Below are 16313 nucleotides of genomic sequence, written 5' to 3'. Positions count from 1 at the left end.
AAGTGGTGACCCATAGCCGCCCGATCCGGCGGGTCATGCCGTAAGCACCACCAGCGCCATTGCAGACATGACCAACATCACCGGCCCCCAAAGCGCGCGTTCGGGCTTTGATGGCGTGATCCAGTTGAGAACTGTGCTCACCACCTGCACGCCAAACGCGGCCCAACCCGTCCATGCTGGCCAACCAAGGCCCGGAAATCCCGCAGCAGACAGAATAGCGATCCCCTGAAACAGAACCACCGGGATCGAAACTGCTGCAATGATGCGTCCACTCAGAGGCAGTGCGCCGTCGTGTTGGCCGCCCTGTGTATATCGCCCCAAAGGTGCTCCGGCGATCAGAGCGATCTGAAAAAACGCAATAGCTACTGTTGCTGTCGCGTAAAGATGTGCAATCTGGACCGTCATTGCCAACTCGGTGTGCGTTTTTCAAAGAATGCCCCAACCCCTTCTCGAGCCTCATCCGACTGCCAGCGTGCCGCCAATGCATCGATGGCCATATCGACCTGTGCTGGCGTCACACGCCCCGCAAGGTCACGCATCAGCGCTTTGGCTTCGGCCACGGCTCCCGGCGCACAGGACAGGTATGGCAGAACCTCAGCCGCGACAGCAGCGTCCAGCTCGTCTGGCGCCACCGAACGGCTCAACAAGTTTAACCGGACGGCCTCTTCCGCATCGAACACCCGCGCCGACATGAAAACCTCAGAGGCGCGCGTCGCGCCCATCCGGGCCAGCACATAAGGCCCGATATTCGCAGGCAGCAACCCCAAACGCGTTTCTGTCAGGCCAAGCTTTGCCCCAGTCACCCCAATCGCGACATCACAAACCGATACAAGACCCACTCCGCCCCCTAAGGCATTGCCCTGCACCCGTCCGATCAACGGCTGCGGCAAGTCGTACAAGGCACCCAGAACAGTCGCGATCCGGCGGCTTTCAATCCGCCGCGTCTCGGCATTCATGTCAAACTGTTCGCGCATCCACGCCAAATCACCACCTGCGCAAAAGGTCTTGCCCTCAGCGGCGAGCACCACAACACGAACGGACCGGTCTTGTGCCAATGCGCGCGCGGCGCGTTCCAGCTCTGTCATCATATCCGCCGATAACGCGTTATGCTTCTCAGCCCGTGCCAGCGTGAGGGTCGTCACACCCTGCGTATCGGTTTCCACCCAGATCAAGCTCATCCCCGCATCCTCCGTGCCATCTCTGCGGCCTGGGCCACCACATCCATGTCCAACCCATGATCATACCCAAGTTCCGCAACCCGCACGGCCACCGCTTCGGTCGCCACGTTGCCCGCCGCTCCGGGTGCATAGGGGCATCCGCCCAAACCACCGACCGCAGCATCGAACACCCGCAAGCCAAGGCCCAGAGATGCCTCCACATTGTCGCAGGCCAGACCGCCCGTGTCGTGGTAATGCCCGGCCAGCCGGTCCGCAGGCATCTCGCCCAAAACCGCCGTCAGCATGTCGACGATGCCATCCGGGGTCGCCCGGCCAATCGTATCCCCCAAGGACACCTCGTAACAGCCCATGTCGCGCAAAGCGGCCACAACCCGCGCCACCGCCGCCGGGGCCACCTGACCGTCATACGGGCATTCGACCACGCAAGAAACATATCCCCTGACCGGTACGCCACGATCCAGTGCTGCGGCTGCCACCGGTCGAAACCGGTCGAGACTTTCAGCGATCGTCGCGTTGATATTGGCCTTGGAAAAACCTTCGGAGGCCGAGCCAAAAATCGCAACCTCGTCAGCCCCTGCAGCAACCGCATCTTCGAAACCGCGCATGTTGGGCGTCAGCGCCGCATACGAAACACCGGCGACGCGGGTGATCCCCGCCAGAACCGCCGCCGAATCCGCCATCTGCGGCACCCATCTCGGACTGACAAAACTCGCACATTCGATCCGTCGGAACCCGGCGCGTGACAGGCAATCGACCAGCGCCACCTTCTCGGTCAGCGGGATCTGCCGCGCCTCGTTCTGCAACCCATCGCGCGGCCCCACTTCGAAAATCTCGACACGCTCAGCCAAAACGCCACGCTCCTGCTTCTTCTTTTTGAAAATATGCACGGCCGAGCATCAGCCACCCATCACCCAAGCCGGATAAAAGTCCTGTGTATATAACCGCGCTCCGACTTCGGCAGGCAAGGACTTGCGAAATTCAGGCCGATCGGTGATCCGTTCGTACCAATCGGATACCGCCGGATGAGCGTCGAGCTTGGCAAAGTGCCGCGCCATGTAGACTGCCTGCCCAACCGACACATCCGCCGCCGAAAACCCGCTGGTCAGCAGGTAGTCCCGATTTTCAACCGGCGTTGACAGCCGCGCCTCAAGCGCATCATAGCATTTTGTCAATCGCGCAGCTTCAAGCTTCATTACGATGGGCGACCGCATTGCGTCTTCATACAGCATAATATGCTGCTGCGTCAGCGCCGCAGCATGCTGGCTGATGGTTTCAGCAAAATGCACCCATACCAACCATGCCATCCGGTCCGGATCATCCGGACCCCGGCCCATATTGGCCGCAGGGAACCGTTCACATAGAAATTCCGTAATGGCCCCGGTCTCGAACATCCGCTCCCCGTCGATCTCAAGCGCTGGAACGCGGCCAGCGGGCGACAGACTCAGGTATTCCGGGTCGCGCAGGCTACGATCAAAGGCGTGCAGCACAACTTCAAATTCAACTTCTAATTCATGCAAAAGCCATAGAGTCCGCATGGACCGTGTCTGTGGGCAGTGATGCAATCGGATCATGATGCCTCCTCTTCTTCAAGCCGGATCAGCGCAGCCCCAGCCTCGACTTGCGCCCCGGCAGCCGCCATGACTTCGGCCACTACGCCGTCGCGTGCCGCAAGCAAGGAATGCTCCATCTTCATGGCCTCTAGAACGGCAAGACGGTCTCCCTTCGCTACGGTATCGCCTGCAGCCACATAGACCTGTCGTACAAGTCCTGGCATCGGGGCCTCTACCAAGTCGCTTGATGCCCCTGCCCCTGCCTCCACATCAAGCGGGTCAATCCTTGTCACCACACAAGTCGCCTCGCCAAAGACGGTAGCGGAATTCCCCGTGACGTGCACCGCACAAGCGGGTTGCCCATCAAAACGCCACCCATTGGCTCCGAACCGGGCAGAAACCAACGCGCTCCCCACCGACAGATCAATCTTGCCGGGCGCCAAGACCTTGATGCAACAGGGCACCGCGTCGTCGCCAACCGCAACCGTTATATCTTGCGCCAGCGGCTGCCAAAGCGCAAATCCATCCAGCAGCGTCGGCGCGCGGTCCAGACCGAGCAGCGCCAAAACCGCCCGAGCGATCGCGGCAGGTGCAGGCGGCGGCACCGCCGTCAATGGCTCAAGATCGCGCCCGATCAATCCGGTATCGACCTCACCGTTCGAAAACCCGGGATGCCGCGCCAGCGCGCCCAGAAAGGCAAGGTTCGTCACGGTACCCGCCACTTCGGTCGCCGACAAAGCCGCTCGCAGCTTGCGCAGTGCCACAGCGCGCGAGGACCCGTGTACGATCATCTTGGCAATCATCGGATCGTAATGCGGGGAAATCACGTCACCTGTCCGCACGCCAGTGTCCGTCCGCGCATCTGCCGGAAACGCCAAATGCGCCAGCTGGCCGGTTGCAGGCAAAAACCCGGCAGACACATCCTCGGCATAAAGCCGGGCTTCAAAACTATGCCCGGTGATGCCAAGGTCCTCCTGCGCACAAGGCAGTGACTCACCTGAGGCAACGCGCAATTGCCACTCGACCAAATCAACGTCAGTGATCGCTTCAGTCACCGGGTGTTCCACCTGCAACCGCGTGTTCATCTCCATGAACCAGAACCCATCAGGGCGCAGACCGTCAGAGCCATCGACGATGAACTCGACCGTCCCTGCCCCCTTGTAACCGATGGTCTCAGCGGCTCGCACAGCGGCTTGACCCATCGCATTGCGCATCTCAGACGTCATGCCCGGCGCGGGCGCTTCCTCGATCACCTTCTGGTGGCGGCGCTGCAAAGAGCAATCCCGCTCAAACAGATGCACTGCGCGGCTGCCATCCCCAAAGACCTGCACCTCGATATGGCGGGGGCTGGTGATAAATTTCTCGATTAGCACGTGGCTGTTGCCAAAGGCCGTTTGGGCTTCGGATTGGGCCGAGGACAACGCATCGGCAAACTCCTTCGGCGTTTCGACCAAACGCATGCCCTTGCCGCCGCCACCTGCTACGGCCTTGATAAGCACCGGATAGCCAATCGCTTCGGCCTCCCGCGCCAATAACTCCGGCGATTGATCCACACCTTGATACCCCGGCACCACGGGAACCCCCGCCTCCGCCATCAACGCCTTGGCCGCGTCTTTGAGCCCCATCGCCCGGATCGCCTCGCCGGAAGGACCGATGAACACAAGCCCCGCCGCCTCGACCGCATCCACGAAATCGGGGTTCTCTGACAAAAACCCATAGCCCGGATGGATCGCCTGGGCGCCCGTAGCCTGCGCCGCCGCAATAATTGCATCGCCCCGCAAATAGCTTTCCGCGGGCGCGGCCCCGCCCAGCGACACAGCCACATCCGCCATCTCAACATGTCGCGCCTGCGCGTCCACATCCGAATGCACCGCCACGGTGCGCACGCCCAAACGACGGCAAGTGTCGATGACCCGGCAAGCAATTTCGCCCCGGTTGGCTATCAGGATCGTGTCAAACATCTCGCACCACCGCTTCTCTTCATCTTGCCCGTAAACTCCGGGGGTTTGGGGGCTGGCCCCCAAGTCAACCTGCGTTTGGGGGCTGGCCCCAATTACATGCGAAACACGCCAAACCGTGTATCCTCAATCGGCGCATTCAGTGCAGCCTCAAGCGACAATGACAACACGGCCCGCGTTCTGCGCGGATCAACAATCCCATCGTCCCAAAGCCGCGCCGAGGCATAAAGCGGGTGCGCCTGTTCCTCGAACATATCGACGGTCGGCTTTTTGAACGCCGCTTCGTCCTCGATCGACCACGACTCGCCGCGCTTCTCCATCGCGTCGCGCTTCACGGTCGCCAAAACGCCCGCCGCCTGTTCGCCGCCCATCACCGAGATGCGCGAATTCGGCCATGTCCACAAAAAGCGCGGCTGATAGGCGCGTCCAGCCATGCCGTAATTGCCCGCGCCAAAAGAGCCTCCCACCAGCATGGTGATCTTGGGCACGCTCGCGCAGGCCACGGCCGTGACCATCTTGGCCCCATGGCGCGCAATGCCCTCGTTCTCGTATTTCCGGCCCACCATGAAGCCCGTGATGTTCTGCAGGAACACCAGAGGAATCTTGCGCTGAGAACACAGCTCTACAAAATGCGCACCCTTCTGGGCAGCCTCGGAAAACAGCACGCCATTGTTGGCAACGATCCCCACAGGCCACCCATCGACATGGGCGAAACCAGTCACAAGGGTCTCCCCAAAGCGAGGCTTGAATTCGTCGAAATATGACCCGTCAACAACCCGTGCGATCACCTCGCGGATGTCATAGGGCGTGCGCAAGTCGCCAGGAACAACGCCGAATATTTCGTCTGGATCATACGCCGGAGCTTCGGGCGATTGGCGAAAGATGGGTGCGCCGCACGCACCGCCTAAAGACCCAACGGCTCGCCGTGCCAAGGCAAGTGCGTGGCTATCGTTCTCTGCCAGATAATCCGCCACTCCGGACAGCCGCGTGTGCACATCACCGCCGCCGAGATCCTCAGCAGTCACAACCTCACCTGTTGCAGCTTTGACCAAAGGCGGACCGGCGAGGAAGATCGTTCCCTGTTCCTTGACGATGATGGTTACATCCGACATCGCAGGGACATAGGCGCCACCCGCCGTACACGACCCCATAACCACCGCGATCTGCGCGATGCCCTTGGCCGACATCCGTGCCTGATTGTAGAAGATGCGGCCAAAATGGTCGCGGTCGGGGAACACCTCATCCTGCTGGGGAAGGTTCGCGCCGCCGCTGTCGACCAGATAGATGCAGGGCAGATGGTTTTCTTCGGCAATCTCTTGCGCGCGCAAGTGTTTCTTAACCGTCATAGGGTAATAGGTGCCGCCCTTCACGGTGGCATCGTTGCAGACTACCATGACCTGACGGCCCATCACCCGGCCCACTCCGGCGATGACCCCAGCACAGGGCGCAGCACCGTCATAAAACCAATGCGCCGCCGTCGCACCCACCTCCAGAAACGGTGATCCTGGGTCGAGCAGGTTTGCCACCCGGTCCCGAGGCAGCATCTTTCCCCGTGATACATGACGGTCGCGTGACCGCTCTCCACCGCCAGCAGCGGCCAGTTCGGCGGCCTCGCGCACCACGCGCAAAGCGTCTTCATGCGCGGCGATGTTGGTTTTGAACTGCTCGGACGACGCAATCGCCTGTGATTGGAGTTTCATTCTTATTGTCCCCGCATGTCGCGCAGATCAATCGCGCGCCCAGCTGTCATGGTGAGATGGCAATTTGCGCCGACAATGCTGCGGATCGTGCCGTCCTGCCACATCGCATACCGCGCCGTGCAATCGGCATCCCGAAAGGCAATCCAAGCCCGTTGTGCGTCGCGCAACGCATCAGAGCGGTCCATAACCTGCGACCGGCCCTCTTCATCAGCGGTCTCATTGGCCATTTGGGTCCACTTGTATTCCTCGTTCAGGATCACGTCCCACATGGCGGTTTCCGCTTGAATACATTCCGCAATCCCAATGGTTGTCGATCCGCCCGGCATGTCCTGGCACTGACCTGCGGCTTGGCCCAGGCACATCGGATAGAGAGCACCGATCTCTGTGTTTTCAAAGCAATCGCGGACAATTTGCGGATCTATCGTCAGGTCTTGCGCAGCACCAATCTGTGGAGCGCATGCGACCGCAGCGATCATCAAACCTAGTCTCATGGCTGGCCCTCCTTGCTGGCCCGCGCCTTCAATTCCTTGCGGATCACCTTCCCAGTCACGGTCATTGGAAGTTCGCTAAGAAACTCGATTTCCCTGGGATAGGAATAACTTGCAAGTCGATCTTTCACCCAATCCTGAAGATCAGCCTCCAAAACGTTAGCCCCCTTCTTCAGCACCACATAAGCCTTAACGATTTCGGTCCGCAGTTCGTCCGGCTTACCGACCACGCCACAGGTTGCAACGTCAGGATGGGTCAGCAGACAATCCTCAATCTCGGCCGGGCCAATGCGGTAGCCGGACGAGGTGATCACATCATCCTCGCGGCCCAGAAAGGTGATCATATCACCTTTTTTGATCCCGCGATCGCCGGTCAACATCCAATCGCCACGGAACTTTTCCGCCGTGGCCTCGGGCTTGCGCCAATATTCCAACATCATCGAAGCCGACCCGCGCCGCACGGCGATATCGCCTTCACCCTCGCAAGGCAGCCCGTCCGGCCCGATCACTGCCACCGGATGCCCCGGCACAGCACGTCCCATCGCTCCTGGCACAGGGTCAAATGACGCCGCACACGACGACACTATCATGTTGCATTCGGTCTGCCCGTAGAATTCATTGATTGTCACCCCAAACGCGTCACGCCCCCAAGCCAGCATTTCAGTCCCAAGCGGTTCGCCACCGCTAGCAACCGATCGCAACCCGTCGATCTTTGCACCCTCAGCTTTGAGCATCCGCAATGCTGTTGGCGGGAAAAATACATTGCGCACAGTACCTTCCCGGCAAATCCGGCGGCATTCTTCGACCGAGAATTTCGGCATCCGCGCAGCGACCACTGGCACACCAAGGGCCAAGCCTGACATCAGCACATCGAACAGCCCGCCGATCCATGCCCAGTCGGCAGGGGTCCAGATCACATCGCCATCGTGACCCAGAAAGTCATGGCTCATCTCGACACCCGGCAGATGCCCTGTGAGCACCCGATGCCCGTGCAACGCGCCCATCGGCGCACCTGTGGTGCCGCTGGTATAGATCAGTACCGCCGCGTCATCCGGCCCGGTTTCAACCATCGCCCGGGTTCCTGAGGACGCGCCCAGATCACTACGGGTGACAGTCGCCACCCCAAGCCCAGTCAGATGCACCACGCCTTCGAGGTCTGTGACGACAACGCCCAAGTCTGCGTCTTTGATCCGGGTGCGTAAGGCGTCCTCTTTGAACAGTTTGAAAAGTGGGACCGAAATTGCTCCTAACCGCCAAGCTGCAATATGTGCGGCAGCACATAGCGGCGACTGAGACAGCAAAACACCGACCCGGTCGCCTTTCATGACACCCCGTTCAATCAGCGCCACTTCGACCTGCCGTGACCGATACCAAAGGTCACCATAGGTGACGGGACGCACACGATCTTCGGTCACCTCGATCAATGCCAAACGATCGGGCTCCGTCGCCGCCCAGCCATCACAGACCTGATGCGCCATATTGAGCGATGTGGGCAAATCCCAATCGAACTTTTTGCAAAGCACATCATAGGGCGCGGGTCGCAGCAGGGGGCGTGCGGTCATATCGACAACCTTTCCGATTGAGCCTTGTCACCCACCGACAAAACACGGCCAAAGCGCGTGACGTGATATAAGATGCCACCACATTTTACTGTAATCCATGCGCCATCGACCTGTCCGGCCAGCCCGACGCAATCGCCGGCTTTTGCATCCGCTCCGCCATCCTGCGTCACGTAACGATTGGCCATTGCATTGATCACATCGGTCTCCGTTATCGTGGCCGCAATCCAGCCATAGCGGAATGCCAGAAGCGCGCCCATCAGCGTGGCAAGCCCCAAGGGCACCCACCAGATCCAGCCCGGCACAGCCCTAGCCCATCGCCGCCATCATTTCGCGACCGACAAGCATGCGTCGAATTTCGGAGGTACCTGCCCCAATCTCCATCAGCTTGGCGTCGCGGAAGATACGCGCGACCGGCGCGTCTGCCAGGAAACCCGCGCCCCCCATCGCCTGCACCGCCTGATGCGCCTGAACCATCGCCTGTTCGCTGGCATACAGACAGCAGGCGGCGGCGTCCTGACGGGTCACATCGCCCCGATCACAGGCCTTGGCGACCTCGTAGACATAAGCGCGGGCGGAATTCATCGCGGTATACATATCGGCCATCTTGCCCTGCATCAGCTGGAAGCTGCCAATCGGTTGGCCGAACTGTTTACGCTCGGCCATATACGGCATGATCTCATCCAGACAGGCCGCCATGATCCCAAGGCCAATACCTGCCAGCACGACCCGTTCGTAGTCCAGACCGGACATAAGAACCCGCACACCGCGCCCCTCTTCGCCAAGCACGTTCTCGAATGGCACTACGACATCGTCAAAGATCAGCTCTGCCGTGTTCGACCCACGCATGCCAAGCTTGTCAAAATGCGGCGATGTGCTGAAACCCGTCATGGTCTTTTCGATCAGAAAGGCCGTGATCCCTTTGGACCCGGCCTCAGGATCTGTCTTGGCATAGACGACCAATGTATCGGCGTCCGGCCCGTTGGTGATCCAATACTTGTTGCCATTCAGTTTATAGTGATCGTTGCGCTTTTCCGCGCGCAGCTTCATCGACACGACATCAGACCCTGATCCCGGCTCTGACATGGCAAGGGCGCCAACATGCTCACCTGAAATAAGCCCAGGCAAATATTTCGCCTTTTGGTCGGTGGTGCCGTTCAGCTTGATCTGGTTCACGCAAAGGTTGGAATGCGCGCCATACGATAGCGACACTGACGCTGACGCGCGCGCGACTTCTTCCACCGCCACGGTATGCGCCAGATAACTCATGCCGGCCCCGCCATACTCTTCATCTACGGTGATACCCAGCAAGCCCAGTTCGCCCATCTCGGTCCAAAGCGCTGGTGGGAAAGTGTTTGAGCTGTCGATCTCAGCCGCCATCGGCTTGACCCGCTCCTGCGCCCAGCGATGCACCATCTCGCGCAGGGAATTTACGTCTTCTCCAAGATCGAACTGCATGGTCGCGTTGAACATTCGCCTCTCCCCAAGCGGATTTATTGAACACTTGTTCAAATCCTAGAGGAAACCTCCACGTCAGGTCAAGCTTAAGGAACTGACGCAGGCATCGGACGTTGGATGCCTGAACCGCATTCGAAAGCGAAAGGACACACCGATGACCGCGACACTGACCGAAAAATTCTGGAACAATATGAGCAAAATCCATGTCGTACTGCTTGGTGCAGGCGATGGCGACCCGGTTCCGATGTCACCGCTTGCGCGCCAAGACGACAACGCAATCTGGTTCATCACATCTGCCGATCACGACACCTTCAACGCCGCCAAATCGGCCGCTGCGTCCAAGATCTACCTCTGCGATTCGGCTGGACACATGTACGGGACGATAAAGGGCGCATTGTCCGTGTCCGATGACAAAGACAAGTTGGATGACCTGTGGTCACCTATGGCTGCAGCGTGGTTCGCCAACGGGCGCGAGGATGACTCGGTTCGGTTGATGAAATACACTCCGACCGAAGCTGAGATTTGGGCGACCGATGGCACCACCAAATACCTGTTCGAAACGATCAAAGCGAACATCACCGATGCCAAGCCCGATGCCGGCGAATACGGCATGATCCATTTTTAAGGAAACCACATGAAACTTTTGGGACTCGTCGGCCTGCTTGGTCTGTTGTCAGTATCTCCTGTGAAGGCCGAACAAATCGGCGAAGTCGGAGTTGATTGGGTCGGCAACGACATCATTATCGAAGCAATTGCAGACCCTGATGTGGCAGGCGTGACCTGCCACATAGCCTATTTCGAAAGGGGTCTGTTCGACCGGCTTAGCAAGGGCAACTGGTTCGAAGACCCATCCAACGCATCAATCTCCTGTCGGCAGACCGGTCCGATAACCATCGGCGAGATTGACCGCGATGAAGACGGCGAAGACGTGTTCCGTGCATCGCGGTCAATTGTGTTGAAATCACTGCGGGTGAAGCGAATATTCGACGAGAAAAACCAGACACTCGTATACATCGCCCATGCAGCCGAACTGACCGATGGGTCTGCCAAGGTGTCGATGTCGACAGTCCCGCTTTACGGTTCAGACTAAGCCAGCAGGCGCGCGGCAATCTCTGGCAACTCGTCAAAGTGCTGGATAATTGCGTCCGGCTCAAGCGCGGCCATGTCACCGCCCGATGGACCGAAGCCGACCAGCACACAGGCCACGCCGACGGCACGTGCTGTGTCGCGGTCGGTTTTTGTATCTCCAATCAGGCAACTTTGGGCTACGACACCACCTGCCCGCTCTACTGCAGCGACGTAAGGGGCAGCGTCAGGCTTGCGAGTGGGCAGAGTATCCGCCCCGACCAACGACCCGAACGCATCGCGCACGCCCAACCGTGTCATCAGCGTTTCGGCCAGACCTTCCGGTTTGTTCGTGCAAATTCCCACTGCCATCCCGTTGGACTTCAACACCTCGACCGCGTCCATTGCGCCAGGATACATCACAGTATGGACATCAAGCGCGTCGCCGTACGCCCTCAACAGTTCTGGATACCATTGATCCACCAATTCGGCGGAATACTGCCCAGAGCGTTCCAGCCCAAGCGTCAACATTGCCCGGCCGCCGCGCAATGCGGTTCCGGCGTCGGTCGCCGGGTCCAGCCGGGCGTCAAACCCCATAAGGTCAAAGCAATGGTTAGCCGCCGCGATCAGATCGCCACTGGTGTCGGCCAAAGTACCGTCTAGGTCGAAAATCACTGTCCGCACCGGGTCTCTCCTGTCACAAGTCGCAACCTTGTGTGAAATTAGCCGCCTTGCAGCAATGAACCAGACCGATAAAAGGACCAAAGGCAAAATACAAAGAGAAACCTGATGAGCATAGCCTTGGTCATACTCGCTGCGGGCAAAGGCACCCGCATGGACTCGGACCTTCCTAAAGTCCTGCATAAGATCGGTGGTGCCCCCCTGCTGCACCATGCGATGCTCTCGGCCTCAGCCCTGGAGCCTGAGCGCACCATTGTTGTTACCGGGCATGGGGCTGATCTGGTCGAAGCGGCAGCACGCGACTTTGACCCCGATGCAATCACTGTGCGTCAGAAAGAACAGCTTGGCACCGGCCACGCGGTAAAGCAGGCGCAGGACGCGATTGACGGGTTCGACGGCGACCTCATCATGCTTTATGGAGATACGCCCTTCATCACCACCGAAACTCTAGAAGCGATGATTGCCGCGCGCGCAACACATGATGTTGTGGTGCTTGGCTTTGAGGCCGCGGATCCCGCGCGCTATGGGCGGTTGATTATGGACGGCTCAAGTCTGTCACAGATCGTGGAATACAAAGACGCCTCAGATGCAGAGCGCGCAGTAACCTTTTGTAATTCCGGCGTTATATGCGCCAATGCGGCAACGTTCATGAACCTTGTGTCAGCTATCGGCAATGACAATGCCGCCGGGGAATACTACGTCACAGATATTGTCGGGATTGCCAAAGAGCGCGGGCTGAAAGCCACAGCTGTCACCTGCGACGAAGCGGAAACGCTTGGCATCAATTCGCGCGCCGAACTTGCCGGAGCCGAGGCAACATTCCAGTCAAACCGCCGCCGTGCCCTGATTGACGACGGCGTGATGATGCAGGCGCCAGACACCGTATATCTGTCCTTTGACACCATCATCGGTCGTGACGCTGAAATTGAACCAAACGTCATTTTCGCCCCCGGAGTGACTGTCGAATCTGGCGCACGCATTCGCGCATTCAGCCATCTGGAAGGCGCGCATGTCAGCCGCGGAGCCACAGTCGGCCCATTTGCGCGCCTGCGTCCCGGTGCCGAACTGGCCGAAGACGTGCACATCGGCAATTTTGTCGAGATCAAGAATGCCACAATAGACGAAGGCGCTAAGGTCAATCATCTGACCTATATTGGCGATGCAGAGGTCGGCGCACGCAGCAATATCGGCGCAGGCACCATCACATGCAACTATGACGGCGTGATGAAGCACAAAACCACCATCGGGCGCGATACGTTCATTGGATCCAACACCATGCTGGTCGCCCCCATCACCGTCGGCAACGAGGCGATGACCGCCACAGCAACCACCGTCACCAAAGACGTGCCAGACGGGGCAATGGCCATCGCCCGGACCGAGCAGACCAACAAAGCAGGCTTTGCACGCAAGCTCTTCAGCATGCTGCGCGCCAAAAAAGCCAAAATGGCAAAAGGGTAAGAGAATGTGTGGAATTGTCGGCGTTCTGGGACAACACGAGGCGGCCCCACTGTTGGTCGAGGCACTGAAACGCCTTGAGTATCGCGGGTATGACAGCGCTGGCATTGCTACAGTGAATGACGGCACGCTCGCCCGCCGTCGTGCTGTGGGCAAGCTGGTGAACCTCTCTGACCTGCTGGTGCATGATCCCTTGCCCGGCAAATCCGGCATCGGCCACACTCGTTGGGCCACACACGGTGAGCCCAACACCACCAACGCGCACCCCCATCAATCCGGCCCCGTCGCTGTCGTGCACAACGGCATTATCGAGAACTACAAAGAGCTGCGCGCCGAACTGGCCAAGCATCAGATCGTGCCGGAAACCGAAACCGACACGGAAACCATCGCCCTTTTGACCCATCACTATATGCGCCAAGGCATGACACACGTGGATGCCGCCCGTGCCTGCCTGTCGCGGCTCGAAGGCGCGTTTGCGCTGGCGTTTCTGTTCGACGGCGAAGACGACCTGATCGTGGCTGCCCGTCGCGGAAGCCCGCTTGCCATTGGCCACGGTGACGGCGAAATGTTCGTAGGCTCGGACGCGATCGCGCTTTCGCCAATGACCGACACCATCACATATCTCGAAGAGGGCGACTGCGCCGTTCTCACCCGGCAGACGCTTGATATCTTTGATGAAACCGGTTCACGTGTCGCTCGCGAAAGCCGTACGATCAACACCGCCGCCACGCGGGTCGACAAGGCGGGCTACAAGCATTTCATGGCCAAAGAAATAGCCGAGCAGCCAACTGTTCTTGCCGATGCTCTGCGCGCCTATCTTGATGGCAATACTATCGATTTTCCCAAAGACCTGCCTGATTTCACCAAGGTACAACGCCTCACAATGGTTGCCTGCGGCACGGCGTTCTATGCCTGTTTGACCGCGAAATACTGGTTCGAACAGTTGGCCCATCTTCCTGTCGAAGTCGATATTGCTTCCGAATTCCGCTACCGCGAACCGCCTGTCACACCGGGAACCGTCGCACTTTTCGTGTCACAATCTGGCGAAACCGCCGACACGCTTGCCGCCTTGCGGTACTGCAAGGGTCGCGCCGACAGCATCCTGTCGGTGGTCAATGTCGCCGAAAGCTCCATCGCCCGCGAAAGCGATGTGGCCTTGCCAATCCACGCGGGTGTCGAAGTCGGTGTTGCCTCCACTAAGGCGTTCACCTGCCAGCTAAACACGCTCCTGTTGCTGGCACTGCACGCTGCGACCCAACGCGGCACGATGAGTGCCGACACCCTCGCCGAGACGCTGACCGATCTGCGCGCCTTGCCCGGTCTTTTCAATGCCACATTGGATCGCGACCCGACGATGGCAGATGCCGCACACAAGATTGCAGAAGCCCGCGACGTACTGTTCCTTGGACGTGGATTGATGTATCCACTTGCACTTGAGGGCGCTCTTAAACTCAAAGAAATCAGCTATATACATGCCGAGGCTTATGCATCAGGCGAACTCAAGCACGGCCCCATTGCGCTAATCGACAAGAACGTGCCCGTTATCGTCATGGCCCCCCGCGATGCCTTGTTCGAAAAGACTGTCTCGAACATGCAGGAGGTTATGGCCCGTGGCGGCAATGTCTGCCTGATCACTGACGCCGCCGGGGCCGAGGCTGCTGGATCGGATGTCTGGCGCACGATCATCCTGCCCGCAGTCAACCCGACACTGTCGCCTCTGCTCTATGCACTACCCGCGCAGCTTTTGGCCTATCATGCCGCCATTGCCAAAGGGACAGACGTAGACCAGCCCCGAAACCTCGCCAAATCTGTTACCGTGGAATGACACTTGATGAGGCCATCGCTGCGCTGAAAGCCAAAGCGGAACCAGGCCGCTCCGAACAGATGGCCGCCTATCACAAGGCTGATCGTCCGTACCTGGGCGTTGCAAATCCAGAAACCGACGCCCTGGTCCGCGCGTGGCGCAAACAACTGGACCTCGACACACGCATAACTTTGGCCCGCGATCTCTGGCACACAAACATTTTCGAGGCACGGGTGGGTGCCGCAAAACTATTGACGCAAGCACGGATCAAACCGGATGACACACCTGCATGGGACCTGATCCAAAGCTGGGTGCCGGATTTCGACAGCTGGGCCATCGCCGATCATGCTTGCATGGCAGGGCAACGCCGCCTGACCGCAGACCCGTCCCGCTTGGATACCATCGAAGGCTGGATCACCAGCGACCACATGTGGACCAGACGTGCGGCCTTGGTCATTACCCTACCGTGGACGAAACAAAATCATCCGACACCTCAAGAAACCGCCGCCCGCGACAGGGTTCTTGGCTGGGCAGCAACCTATGTAAACGATCCCGAATGGTTCATCCAGAAATCGGTCGCATGGTGGCTGCGCGATCTGTCGAAACACGACCCAGACCGTACCCGAGCGTTCCTACGCGATTACGGCCTCGGCTTGAAACCCTTCGCCCGCAAAGAGGCGTCGCGGCATTTACCCGCCTGAAAAGACCTGCACTTCGACCAATCCAGTCAATGGCACGCCAATCAAACGCATCGCGGGCAATGACATACGGCTGCCACTGTCGCTGGGGCTTAGGTCAACCTGCACGGATTGCCCAGTCTCCGGATAAACGACGCGCCCTGTCCCCGCCGCCGATACCAGAGGTGTCTCAAGCCAGAACCCCGGACGCACCGGATCTCCTAAAGACACAATGGTTGTCCCGAGCGCGGTTTCGGCGCTCACAGCAGCGGGCACCGCAGCCGCAACCTGCCGTTCCTCGGCAGTTGTCGTGTCGAACTCGTCGACCGTTCGCGCGGTTTCAGGAGGCCGACGTTCGGCTGTATCCAGCGCCCCGGGCCGCGATTGAGGTCGCGTCTGCCCCTCTTCCGCACCCGGCATAGGTTGGGGCATTGCCCCAAACTGGCCACACCCCGCCGCAAAAAGGCAAATGCCCAAAATTCCAAGCTTCTTTTGCACAATCGTCTCCGACTTTCGTCCCGCACATCATCACATCGGCATACTTGCCCAGTCTCTAGGGAAAGGCTAGGCTCCCCGGCATGACACCGCTTATTGATCCTTTCCAACGCGCAATCACATATCTGCGCGTCTCCGTCACAGACCGCTGCGATTTCCGCTGCGTCTACTGCATGTCGGAAAACATGACCTTCCTGCCTAAGAAAGAGCTTCTGACGCTGGAAGAACTTGACCGCATGTGTTCA

17 protein-coding genes and 1 pseudogene are annotated in these 16313 nt (G+C 59.3%); 6 read left to right on the top strand and 12 right to left on the bottom strand.

Annotated features, from left to right (window positions below):
- Positions 1-33 precede the first annotated feature (33 nt).
- The 10 genes from ACTG4M_RS06785 to ACTG4M_RS06740 all read right to left on the bottom strand — a co-directional run bounded on the left by ACTG4M_RS06785 (position 34) and on the right by ACTG4M_RS06740 (position 9906).
- Complete coding sequence (locus ACTG4M_RS06785; protein ID WP_439122890.1) at positions 34-405, bottom strand: hypothetical protein; 372 nt, start codon at positions 403-405, stop codon at positions 34-36.
- Positions 402-1178 carry a crotonase/enoyl-CoA hydratase family protein gene (locus ACTG4M_RS06780; RefSeq protein ID WP_439122889.1) on the bottom strand — a complete coding sequence of 259 codons (777 nt, stop codon included), beginning with the start codon at positions 1176-1178 and terminating at the stop codon, positions 402-404. The genes ACTG4M_RS06785 and ACTG4M_RS06780 overlap by 4 nt, the downstream gene beginning before the upstream one ends.
- On the bottom strand, positions 1175-2026 hold the full coding sequence (locus tag ACTG4M_RS06775; protein WP_439122927.1) for a hydroxymethylglutaryl-CoA lyase: 852 nt from the start codon (positions 2024-2026) through the stop codon (positions 1175-1177). The genes ACTG4M_RS06780 and ACTG4M_RS06775 overlap by 4 nt, the downstream gene beginning before the upstream one ends.
- Positions 2027-2074: 48 nt before the next feature.
- Entirely contained in the window at positions 2075-2749 is a 675-nt protein-coding gene (locus ACTG4M_RS06770) for a glutathione S-transferase family protein (RefSeq protein ID WP_439122888.1), read from the bottom strand.
- The gene (locus ACTG4M_RS06765; RefSeq protein WP_439122887.1) at positions 2746-4689 is read right to left on the bottom strand and encodes an acetyl/propionyl/methylcrotonyl-CoA carboxylase subunit alpha; all 1944 of its coding nucleotides are present in this window, start codon (positions 4687-4689) and stop codon (positions 2746-2748) included. Before ACTG4M_RS06765 ends, ACTG4M_RS06770 begins: the two co-directional genes overlap by 4 nt.
- 92 nt (positions 4690-4781) lie before the next feature.
- Positions 4782-6386 (bottom strand): carboxyl transferase domain-containing protein, encoded by a 1605-nt coding sequence (locus tag ACTG4M_RS06760; protein WP_439122886.1) that lies wholly within the window; start codon positions 6384-6386, stop codon positions 4782-4784.
- 2 nt (positions 6387-6388) lie between these two features.
- Entirely contained in the window at positions 6389-6877 is a 489-nt protein-coding gene (locus ACTG4M_RS06755; RefSeq protein ID WP_439122885.1) for a lysozyme inhibitor LprI family protein, read from the bottom strand.
- The gene (locus tag ACTG4M_RS06750; protein WP_439122884.1) at positions 6874-8436 is read right to left on the bottom strand and encodes an AMP-binding protein; all 1563 of its coding nucleotides are present in this window, start codon (positions 8434-8436) and stop codon (positions 6874-6876) included. Before ACTG4M_RS06750 ends, ACTG4M_RS06755 begins: the two co-directional genes overlap by 4 nt.
- Complete coding sequence (locus ACTG4M_RS06745) at positions 8433-8738, bottom strand: hypothetical protein (protein ID WP_439122883.1); 306 nt, start codon at positions 8736-8738, stop codon at positions 8433-8435. Before ACTG4M_RS06745 ends, ACTG4M_RS06750 begins: the two co-directional genes overlap by 4 nt.
- A gap of 4 nt (positions 8739-8742) precedes the next feature.
- Positions 8743-9906, bottom strand: coding sequence for an isovaleryl-CoA dehydrogenase (locus ACTG4M_RS06740; protein ID WP_439122882.1), 1164 nt, complete (start codon positions 9904-9906; stop codon positions 8743-8745).
- 139 nt (positions 9907-10045) lie between these two features.
- On the opposite strand from ACTG4M_RS06740, the gene ACTG4M_RS06735 reads away from it, so the two are divergent.
- Together ACTG4M_RS06735 and ACTG4M_RS06730 are read left to right on the top strand one after the other, a co-directional pair.
- Entirely contained in the window at positions 10046-10516 is a 471-nt protein-coding gene (locus tag ACTG4M_RS06735; protein ID WP_439122881.1) for a pyridoxamine 5'-phosphate oxidase family protein, read from the top strand.
- A gap of 9 nt (positions 10517-10525) precedes the next feature.
- The gene (locus ACTG4M_RS06730) at positions 10526-10981 is read left to right on the top strand and encodes a CreA family protein (protein WP_439122880.1); all 456 of its coding nucleotides are present in this window, start codon (positions 10526-10528) and stop codon (positions 10979-10981) included.
- On the opposite strand, the gene ACTG4M_RS06725 is transcribed toward ACTG4M_RS06730, so the two are convergent.
- Complete coding sequence (locus ACTG4M_RS06725; RefSeq protein ID WP_439122879.1) at positions 10978-11640, bottom strand: HAD-IA family hydrolase; 663 nt, start codon at positions 11638-11640, stop codon at positions 10978-10980. The genes ACTG4M_RS06730 and ACTG4M_RS06725 overlap by 4 nt on opposite strands.
- 105 nt (positions 11641-11745) lie before the next feature.
- Between ACTG4M_RS06725 and glmU the strand changes: the two genes are divergently transcribed.
- Genes glmU through ACTG4M_RS06710 form a run of 3 tightly spaced genes read left to right on the top strand, consistent with a single transcriptional unit; the run spans position 11746 to position 15597 of the window.
- On the top strand, positions 11746-13095 hold the full coding sequence (gene glmU / locus ACTG4M_RS06720; protein ID WP_439122878.1) for a bifunctional UDP-N-acetylglucosamine diphosphorylase/glucosamine-1-phosphate N-acetyltransferase GlmU: 1350 nt from the start codon (positions 11746-11748) through the stop codon (positions 13093-13095).
- Positions 13096-13099: 4 nt separating this feature from the next.
- Positions 13100-14917 carry a glutamine--fructose-6-phosphate transaminase (isomerizing) gene (glmS, locus tag ACTG4M_RS06715; protein ID WP_439122877.1) on the top strand — a complete coding sequence of 606 codons (1818 nt, stop codon included), beginning with the start codon at positions 13100-13102 and terminating at the stop codon, positions 14915-14917.
- Complete coding sequence (locus ACTG4M_RS06710; protein WP_439122876.1) at positions 14914-15597, top strand: DNA alkylation repair protein; 684 nt, start codon at positions 14914-14916, stop codon at positions 15595-15597. The genes glmS and ACTG4M_RS06710 overlap by 4 nt, the downstream gene beginning before the upstream one ends.
- Here ACTG4M_RS06710 and ACTG4M_RS06705 read toward each other — a convergent pair.
- Positions 15586-16005, bottom strand: a complete 420-nt coding sequence (locus ACTG4M_RS06705; protein ID WP_439122875.1) for a D-galactarate dehydratase — start codon at positions 16003-16005, stop codon at positions 15586-15588. The two genes, ACTG4M_RS06710 and ACTG4M_RS06705, sit on opposite strands and share 12 nt — an antisense overlap.
- A 146-nt stretch (positions 16006-16151) precedes the next feature.
- Between ACTG4M_RS06705 and ACTG4M_RS06700 the strand changes: the two are divergent.
- Positions 16152-16313 (top strand): annotated as a pseudogene (locus ACTG4M_RS06700) (cyclic pyranopterin phosphate synthase); the annotation flags it as partial.

The sequence above is a fragment of the Marivita sp. genome, from assembly GCF_965656765.1.
In the GTDB taxonomy this organism is placed as follows: Bacteria; Pseudomonadota; Alphaproteobacteria; order Rhodobacterales; family Rhodobacteraceae; genus Marivita.
The sequence above is the reverse complement of the archived record's forward strand: the minus strand, read 5'-3'. Positions and strand labels throughout refer to the sequence as shown.